The organism is bacterium (assembly GCA_021372515.1).
Taxonomy (GTDB): Bacteria; Gemmatimonadota; Glassbacteria; order GWA2-58-10; family GWA2-58-10; genus JAJFUG01.
In genome coordinates, this window is the sequence record JAJFUG010000021.1 from 1 (window position 1) to 8,264 (window position 8,264).

Genomic DNA, 8,264 nt, shown 5'->3' on the forward strand with positions numbered 1-8,264 from the left:
GTTTTTCGGGCCGGAGCGCGAGGCCCGGCACGAGCAGCTTCTGGGGTTCAGCCGCCTGGGGCCGTTCCGCACCCGTCGCGCCGGGCAGCTCTCGGGCGGGATGAAACAGAAACTGGCCCTCAGTTGCGCCCTGATCCACACACCGCGCATCCTGTTCCTGGATGAGCCGACCACCGGGGTGGACCCGGTCTCGCGGCGCGAGTTCTGGGACTTGCTGGGCCAGCTGCGCGCGGCCGGGACAACCCTGCTGGTCAGCACGGCCTACATGGATGAGGCGGCGCGCTGTGACCGGGTGGGCCTGATGTTCGAGGGCCGCCTGATGGCGGTGGACACGCCAGCGGCGATCCCCGATATTTATCCGCACGAGCTGCTGGAGGTGCGCCTGGAGGAGGCGGTGGCCCATCTTGACACTGTACGGAAGGCGGATGGAGTCAAGTCCGTCCAGGTGTTCGGTGACAAGCTGCACGTGGGCGTGGAGCAGGCCGGGGCCGCCACTGAGTCGATCCGCGCCGGGTTGGAGCGGGATGGGATTGTGGCGGGCGGTATCCAGTCCATCCGTCCCACGGTGGAGGACGTGTTCGTGGAGTTGATGAGTACGGGCGGCGGGAAAGGGGGCGGCCATGCCTAAAACCGAGCCTGTTGTTGTGGCCCGTGGCCTCAGCCGCGCTTTCGGGGCTTTCAAGGCCGTGGACAGCATCGATTTCACGGTCTGCCGCGGTGAGATTTTCGGGTTCCTCGGGGCGAACGGAGCGGGCAAGACCACCACGATCCGCATCCTCTGCGGGCTGCTCAGCCCCACGGGGGGAAGCTGCACCGTGGGTGGGATCGACGTGGGCCGCGACCCGGAGGGAGTGAAGCAGCGGATCGGCTACATGAGCCAGAAATTCTCGCTCTACGAGGACCTGACCGTGGCCGAGAACCTCGAATTTTTCGGCGGGGTGTACGGCCTGGACAACAGCCGCCTGCGTCAGCGTCGGGATGAAATCCTGGGACGCCTGCACCTGAGCGACATGCGCGACCGCCGCACTGCCCAGCTCCCCCTGGGGTGGAAACAGCGCCTGGCCCTGGCCAGCGCCGTGATCCACGAGCCGGGGATCGTGTTCCTGGATGAACCCACCGGCGGGGTGGACCCGATCAGCCGGCGGAATTTCTGGGCCATGATCCACGAGATGGCCGCCGGAGGAGTCACGGTGTTCGTGACCACGCACTATATGGACGAGGCCGAGTACTGCGACCGTATCTCGATCATGGACTCCGGGCGGATAATCGCCCTGGGTTCCCCGGCTGAGCTCAAGCAGCAGTACGGCAAGGAAAGCGTGGATGAGGTGTTCCTGCACCTGCTGGCAAGGTGAACCGAAAAACAAAAGACTTAAATCCACGAAGGGACACGAAGGGGCGCCAAGAAAGGCAGAAAAGGTTTTATCTTCATGCTCCTTCGTGTGACTCTGTGGATTACTCTTTTCCGTTTTGCATTGTATTGTTGCCGGAGTCTGTTGGAGGCGTTCCGATGAAATCGAAGATAATCACCCTGGCCTGCAAGGAGGGCCGCCACATCCTGCGCGACCGGCGCTCGCTGGCCATCGTGTTCCTGTTGCCGGTGATGATGGTGCTGCTGTACGGCTACGCGATAAACCTGGATGTAAAAGACATCCGCGTGGCGGTGGTGGACTACGACCACAGCGCCCTGTCGCGCCATACGCTGGAGGTGATGGAAGGCTCTGGCTATTTCCGGGCGGTGGCCCACGCGCCGGATGTCAGGCAGGCCGGTGAGTTCATCTACTCGCGCGAGGCCAAGGCGATCCTGGTGTTCCCTCGCCGTTTCGAGCGGGACGCCGCCCGTCCCGGCGGGGCCGAGGTGCAGCTCCTTCTTGACGGCTCCGACTCCAACACCGGGGCCATCGCTGCCAGCTACCTGACCATGATCCTGGCCGGGCTGAACGAGCTTCCCGCCGCGGCCGGTGGTCTGATCGAGGTGCGGCCGCGCATCCTCTACAACCCGGAACTCAAGAGCGGCGATTTCGTGGTGCCGGGCCTGGCCGCGATAATCCTGATGATGATCTGCGCCCTGATGACCTCGGTCACTATCGCCCGGGAGAAGGAGAGCGGCACCCTGGAGCAGATCCTCACCTCGCCCATCGGGGCCTCGCAGATTCTGCTGGGCAAGGTGCTGCCCTATCTGGCCATCGCCTACATCGAGTTCCTGCTGCTGGTCTCGTTTGCCTGGTTCTGGTTCGGGGTGCCGATGCGCGGCAGCCTGGTCTTGTTGCTGGTGATGACCACCAGCTACCTCTACTGCGCCCTGGGCATCGGGATCGCCATCTCCAGCTCGGTGCGCACCCAGCAGGTGGCCATGTCCATGGCCCTGGTGATGACCATGCTGCCCTCGGTGATGCTCTCGGGGTTCATTTTCCCGCTCACCAGCATGCCGCTGGCGCTGCAGTACATCGGCCGGATCATCCCGGCCACATATTATATCCGGATCGTGCGGGCGGTGATGCTCAAGGGGGCCTCGTTCGAGGCCGTGTGGGTCGATTTCGCCGTGCTGACCGGTATGGGGATGCTGTTCCTGGCTATCGGCGTGCGCAAGTTCACCACGCGCCTGAGCTGACCGGAGGGGAATGATGCAAAGGATCAAGCACATAGTGCGCAAGGAGTTCAAGCAGATTTTCCGCGACAGGATGATGCTGCGGGCGATGGTGGTGATGCCGTTCATCCAGTTGTTCGTGATGGGGCACGCCATAACGTTCGATGTGCACCACGTGCCGCTGCTGGTGCGCGACATGGACCACAGCGCCTCCAGCCGTCTGCTTCTGGAAAAAGTGCGCGCCAGCGGGCGCTTCGATTTCTGTGACTACGAGGGCGACCCAAGCACGATCAAGTCGCGTTTCGAGCACTACCGGGCCAGTGTGGCCCTGTCCATCCCGCGTGACTTCGAGCGTGACCTTCTGCGCGGCGACCGTCCCCAGGTGCAGGTGCTGGTGGATGGGACGGACTCCAACAGCTCGAACATCGCCCAAGGCTATCTCCTGCGTATCGCCGCCGATTTCGAATCCCAGGTACGAAGCGGGCACAACATCGGCCGGCCCGGACCGGCGCGGAAAACACGGCTGGTGCTGCCCTCGATCCGCACCTGGTTCAACCCGAACCTGGAGAGCAAGTACTACATGCTGCCCGGGATCGTGGCGATCCTGTTGACCATGACCACCTCCATGCTGGCCGGGCTGAATATCGTGCGCGAACGCGAGATCGGCACCCTGGAGCAGCTCAACGTCACTCCCATCCGTCCCTGGGAGCTGATCCTGGGCAAGCTGCTGCCGTTTTTCATCCTCAGCTTCGTGATGCTGCTGGGCGCCCTGACCGTGATCCGCGTCTACTACGGCGTGCCGATGGCCGGGAGCCTGTGGCTGCTGCTGGCTTTCTCCGTAGTGTTCCTGCTCAGTACGCTGGGCCTGGGGCTCTTTGTCTCCACCCTGACCGGCACGCAGCAGGAAGCGCTGTTCATCATCTGGGCCTTCAACATCTTCGGCATCCTGATGAGCGGGATGATGGCGCCCATCGAGAACATGCCGCCTTTCGTGCAGAAACTGTCGTACCTGAACCCGGTGCGCTACTACATGTCGATCATCCGTGATATCTACCTCAAGGGCAGCGGGTTCGGCTACCTGTGGAAAGACGGTCTGGCGCTGATGGGTTGGGGGGCGGTGATCCTCACGTTCAGCGCGGTGCGGTTCCACAAGAAAGTCGATTGACCTCGGGCGCCCGCCGCGAGCGGCCCGCCTTGCGTTTTTCCCGGCATTGTGTTAATGTAACCAGTCGTTGCAAATGCTGTTGCATGGCTGGCGCCGCCGGGGGAGAGCATGGAGATAGGCCGTGAAATGATCGAACAGGTGTTCGCCGACACACGGGTGGAAACCCGCGTGGGGAGCCGCCTGTTCTCCAACGAGGAGACGATCCTCAACTACCTCGTGCTGGCCCGCAGCGTGGAGAACGACTCCCTGACAGTGCGCTGGGACGGGACCGTGCGGGTCTCTCCCCGGCTGACCATCGCCGCGGATGAGCACGCATCGATCAACCTGCGGGATTTCTACGCCGAACAGGATAAAGTCCCGCCCCAGTTCCGCGACCTTTCGATAGTGTTCCGCAGCGCATACCTCAAGATCGACGAGGAGGTCTGCCGGCAGCATATCGACCGCAATCTGGACGAGGCGATCCCTTTCGTGAAGAACATCTTCGAGCGGATCACCAGCCACCGCTCGCGAGTCCTCTCCAACGTGAACAACGCTCTTATCATCGCCCCCAGCGAATTTGTCTGGCCGGTCTCGGTGATTAAGTATGTCTCCGAGGTCGTAGGCGATGACTTCCGCAGTTTCCGCCGTTTCAGCCCGTACTGACCCGGCCGGCCCAGGCCGCTGGCAGTGACCGGACCGTCCGGTCCGGCGGGGAGAGAGCATGTCCGGCGAGGTCAACGCTGCCGAGTGGCCGCTTTTCCACCGCGACTGTTCGCGCACCGGGTTCACGCCTGAGGAAGCCCCCGCGCATCCGGAGCTGCTCTGGATGCTCCAGACCGGGGCCCGGGTGTTTTTCGCCAGCCCAACCGTGGCCGGGGGACGCTGCTACTGCGGCTCGCGGGACGGTTACCTGTACGCCCTGGACTGCCGCAGCGGTGAGTTCCTCTGGCGCGCCCGGACCGGGGACGAGGGCAACCTGTCAAATGCGGTAAGCCAGGGACGGGTGTTCGCCGGGTCAAGCCGGGACGGCAGCCTGCGGGCGTTCGATGCGCTGAGCGGCACGCTGCTCTGGGAGCACCAGACCTTGGGGCCGGTGTTCGCCACACCGCTGGCCCTGGACGGCCGGGTGCTGATCGGTTCCTCGGATTGCAAACTTTACGCCCTGGATGCGGGCAGCGGCGAGCTGCTCTGGGACAGCCAGGTGGGCGGGGAACTGCGCTATGCCAGTTGCCTGCTTGGGCAGACAGTGCTGAGCGGCGGGGCGGACGGCACCCTGACCGCCCACGAGCTGGAGCGTGGCGAGGTGCGCTGGCGCTACCAGACCCGGGCCGCGATCAACTGCTCGCCCTCGGCCGAGGGCGAGACGGTCTACACCGGCTCGGATGACCGTCACCTCCACGCGGTGAGCCTGGAGGACGGGGAGATGGTCTGGCATTTCCGCACCGAGAACGCCGTGCGCTCCACCGCGGCGCTAACCGCCACGCGGGTGGTGCTGACCAGTCTGGACGGGCGCTGCTACTGCCTGGAAAAATACACCGGCATGCTGGTCTGGTCGTACCGCACCAATGACTCGATCCTCTCCTCGCCCGCCGTGGCGGGGGAGACAGTGATATTCGGCTCTGGGGACGGGTTCCTGTACGGCCTGGGCCTGGACAGCGGACGGCTGAGCTGGCGCTGCCGCATCGGCAGCCCGGTGATCTCCAGCCCGGCCGTGGCCGGGGGAATAATCTACGTGGGCGCCGAGGACGGGTTCCTCTACGCGTTCGGCGAGCGCCCGGAAACACCCGAAAAGAAACAACGTAAATCCACTTGAGGTGTGAACAGATGGAAAACGGTTCGCAGGCGGCCGCCTCCCTGGCTGGGGCGCGTCGCAGCCTGAAACAGGTGCATCGCCTGGTGGTGAAAATCGGCACGCGCGTGCTCACCGGCGAGGACAACAATATCGCCCTGGAGCGTATCGACCGTCTGGCCGCGCGGGTCGTGGCCCTGCAGGAGCGGGGAATGACCGTGGTGCTGGTCTCCAGTGGCGCGGTGGGAGCGGGTATGGGACGGCTGGGCCTGAAGAGCTACCCGCGCCTCATTCCCGACCGTCAGGCCGTGGCCGCGGTGGGACAGGTTCGTCTGATGAAAATGTGGGAGCACGCGTTCGAGGCACACGGCCGTCATGTGGGCCAGGTGCTGGTCACGGCCGAGGATTTCCAGAACCGCCGCAAGTACGTGAACCTGCAGAACACCTTCGAGAGCCTGTTGCGCCTGGGCGTGGTCCCGGTGGTGAACGAGAATGACAGCGTGGCCGTGCGCGAGCTCAAGTACGGCGACAACGACAGCCTGAGCGCCCACGTGACCGCCCTGGTGAACGCCGAGCTGCTGGTGATCCTGACCGACATCGACGGCCTCTACACGGCCAGCCCCAAGTTCGACCCGTCCGCCACGCGCATCCCGGTGGTGAGCGAGATCACCGCCGAGATGCAGCGCTCGACCCGCGGCAAGGGCAGCGAGGTTTCGATCGGCGGGATGAAAACCAAGCTGGCCGCGGCCGAGCTGGTGACCGGCGCGGGCCGCCGCCTGGTGATCGCCTCGGGACGGGACTGCGACCTGGATGGCATTGTCGAGGGCCGGGATATCGGCACTCTGTTTGTCCCGCGCGCCGAGGGCCTGCCCCGCCGCAAGCAGTGGATCGCCTTTTCCAGCCGCTCACGCGGCCGTCTGCTGGTGGATGAGGGTGCGCGCCGCGCCCTGGCCGAGCGCGCCGGGAGCCTTCTTTCCAGCGGGGTGCGTCAGGTGCAGGGCTCGTTCGAGCCGGGGGATGTGGTGGAAATAGTCTGCACTGCGGATGACATGGTGTTCGCCAAGGGCGTGTCCAGCTACAGCGCCGAGGACCTGGAGCGGATCAAGGGCCTGCACAGCTCGCGGATCAACGAGGTGCTGGGCCACGCCGCCCCGGATGAGGTGGTGCACAAGGACAACCTGGTGCTGCTGAACGGGCAGTGACAGATTGCACTTCGACTTTGAGCAGCCGGAAAGTGGTCGAACGGGCGTCCGGCGGGCGCCCGTTTTGCGTTACCTGCCCTCTTCTCCTTCCCGATTGACTTTTAGCGGACGTTCCGACAGGAGAGACCACAGCATGGAACACTGTCTGAGAAGGTTCCCCCGGACCGGCTGTATACTGCTGCTCGCTGTGCTGGCCCTGGCCTGCGGGAAAAAGAGCCACCCCGAGGCAGCGGGCTGGATCGACTCCGTGCGCCCGGATCACCCCCGCCTGCTCCTCAACCGGGATATCCTGCCCGCGGTCAAAGCCCTCACGCAGAACGAGGAGCGCGAGTTCTACGGGAAATTCAAGTTCCGGGTGGATGAGTGGGCCCAGATCGATTCGTCGGAGGGCGATTTCGGCTCGCAGGCCGCGGCTGCGGCATTTGTGTATCTGATGAGCGGGGAGCGCCGTTATTTCGAGCTCAGCCGCACCATGCTGCACCGGAGTATCAGCTATTATCAGCGCTGCTTTGCCGAGAAGCGCAGCGTGGACTGGTACGTGTTCTCGCGAGTGGATGCCTGGGCCGCCCTGGACTGGATCTGGAACGACCTGCCGGTGCAGGAGCGCAGAGAGCTGACTGCCTCCTACCTGCGAGTCGTGCTGGATGTCCTTCCCACCGGCGATTATACCGGCAACCGGAAGCCTTTTCCGCAGGAGAACTGGGGCTGGATCGACTCGGGATTTTACGGCACCGCGGCGCTCGCCTGGTACGCGGGGCTCACCGCCCTGGGCGAGGGTGTGGATGACAACCTGGCCCGTCGGCTCACCCTCCAGGGTTACGACCTGTATACTCAGGTCCTGGAATACCGCAGCCGTATGGCGGGCGATGACGGCGGCTCGGCCTCGGCGGCGCTCAACTACACCCTGGTGGCCTATCCCTGGGCCGAGTTCAATTTCTTCCATACCGTCGAGTCCGCCACCGGGGTGAACCTGGCGCCGCGCTGGCCCTACGTGGGGCTGCTGCCCGGCTACCTGATGTGGAACATGCTGCCAGGCGAGCGATATTTCGGCTGGGGTGACAGTTACCACGAGACAAACAAGCTCCGTCTCAACCAGATGGACATGCACTTGTGGCAGATAATCCATTTCTACGGCGACGGGATGCCGCGCGAGATGGCGTTCACCCGCTGGCTGCTCGACCGTATGCCGCGCGATGACCGGATATCGTTCCCCTGGGCGCGTTTCCTTATCCGGCGCCGTCACCCCGAGCTGGTCCCGGCCGGCCCGGATGAGATTTTGCCCCAGGCCCGCATGTTCGAGCACATGGGCCAGGTGTTTTTCCGCAGCGGCTCGGGCGAGAGCGACACCTACGCTACTTTCACCGCCGGCGGCAGCCTGGAGCAGCACAAGCATTTCGACCACAACAATTTCAACATCTACCACAAGGGGTTCCTGGCCCTGGACACAGGCACGCGCCCGGAGCCGGGCCAGCACCTTACGCACTATTACTGCCGCAGCGTGGCGCACAACTGTGTCCTGATCCGCATGCCGGGTGAGGAGATGCC

The 8,264-nt window shown here is 64.4% G+C and carries 8 protein-coding genes; all 8 read left to right on the forward strand.

Annotated features, from left to right (window positions below; translation table 11 throughout):
• Positions 1 to 628 (forward strand): ATP-binding cassette domain-containing protein (locus tag LLH00_01760; GenBank protein MCE5269993.1); only part of this gene is annotated, 628 nt, incomplete at its 5' end.
• Positions 621 to 1,352: an ABC transporter ATP-binding protein gene (locus LLH00_01765; GenBank protein MCE5269994.1), complete on the forward strand. Its 732-nt coding sequence runs from the start codon at positions 621 to 623 to the stop codon at positions 1,350 to 1,352. The genes LLH00_01760 and LLH00_01765, both read left to right, overlap by 8 nt.
• 155 nt (positions 1,353 to 1,507) lie before the next feature.
• Positions 1,508 to 2,608, forward strand: a complete 1,101-nt coding sequence (locus LLH00_01770) for an ABC transporter permease (protein ID MCE5269995.1) — start codon at positions 1,508 to 1,510, stop codon at positions 2,606 to 2,608.
• 13 nt (positions 2,609 to 2,621) lie between these two features.
• A complete protein-coding gene (locus tag LLH00_01775) occupies positions 2,622 to 3,749 on the forward strand; it encodes an ABC transporter permease (GenBank protein MCE5269996.1) in 1,128 nt (375 codons plus the stop codon).
• A 108-nt stretch (positions 3,750 to 3,857) separates the two neighbouring features.
• On the forward strand, positions 3,858 to 4,391 hold the full coding sequence (locus LLH00_01780; GenBank protein ID MCE5269997.1) for a hypothetical protein: 534 nt from the start codon (positions 3,858 to 3,860) through the stop codon (positions 4,389 to 4,391).
• Between the two features lie 58 nt (positions 4,392 to 4,449).
• Positions 4,450 to 5,541, forward strand: a complete 1,092-nt coding sequence (locus LLH00_01785; protein MCE5269998.1) for a PQQ-binding-like beta-propeller repeat protein — start codon at positions 4,450 to 4,452, stop codon at positions 5,539 to 5,541.
• A gap of 11 nt (positions 5,542 to 5,552) precedes the next feature.
• Positions 5,553 to 6,719 carry a glutamate 5-kinase gene (gene proB / locus LLH00_01790; GenBank protein MCE5269999.1) on the forward strand — a complete coding sequence of 389 codons (1,167 nt, stop codon included), beginning with the start codon at positions 5,553 to 5,555 and terminating at the stop codon, positions 6,717 to 6,719.
• Between the two features lie 133 nt (positions 6,720 to 6,852).
• The coding region (locus LLH00_01795) for a heparinase II/III family protein (protein ID MCE5270000.1) at positions 6,853 to 8,264 on the forward strand (1,412 nt) is incomplete at its 3' end.

What these genes read in the sequence shown, in the direction of transcription:
- LLH00_01765 (MCE5269994.1), top strand. Translation starts at nt 621, where the DNA reads ATGCCTAAAACCGAGCCTGTTGTTGTGGCCCGTGGCCTCAGCCGCGCT.
- LLH00_01770 (MCE5269995.1), top strand. Translation starts at nt 1,508, where the DNA reads ATGAAATCGAAGATAATCACCCTGGCCTGCAAGGAGGGCCGCCACATC.
- LLH00_01775 (MCE5269996.1), top strand. Translation starts at nt 2,622, where the DNA reads ATGCAAAGGATCAAGCACATAGTGCGCAAGGAGTTCAAGCAGATTTTC.
- LLH00_01780 (MCE5269997.1), top strand. Translation starts at nt 3,858, where the DNA reads ATGGAGATAGGCCGTGAAATGATCGAACAGGTGTTCGCCGACACACGG.
- LLH00_01785 (MCE5269998.1), top strand. Translation starts at nt 4,450, where the DNA reads ATGTCCGGCGAGGTCAACGCTGCCGAGTGGCCGCTTTTCCACCGCGAC.
- proB (MCE5269999.1), top strand. Translation starts at nt 5,553, where the DNA reads ATGGAAAACGGTTCGCAGGCGGCCGCCTCCCTGGCTGGGGCGCGTCGC.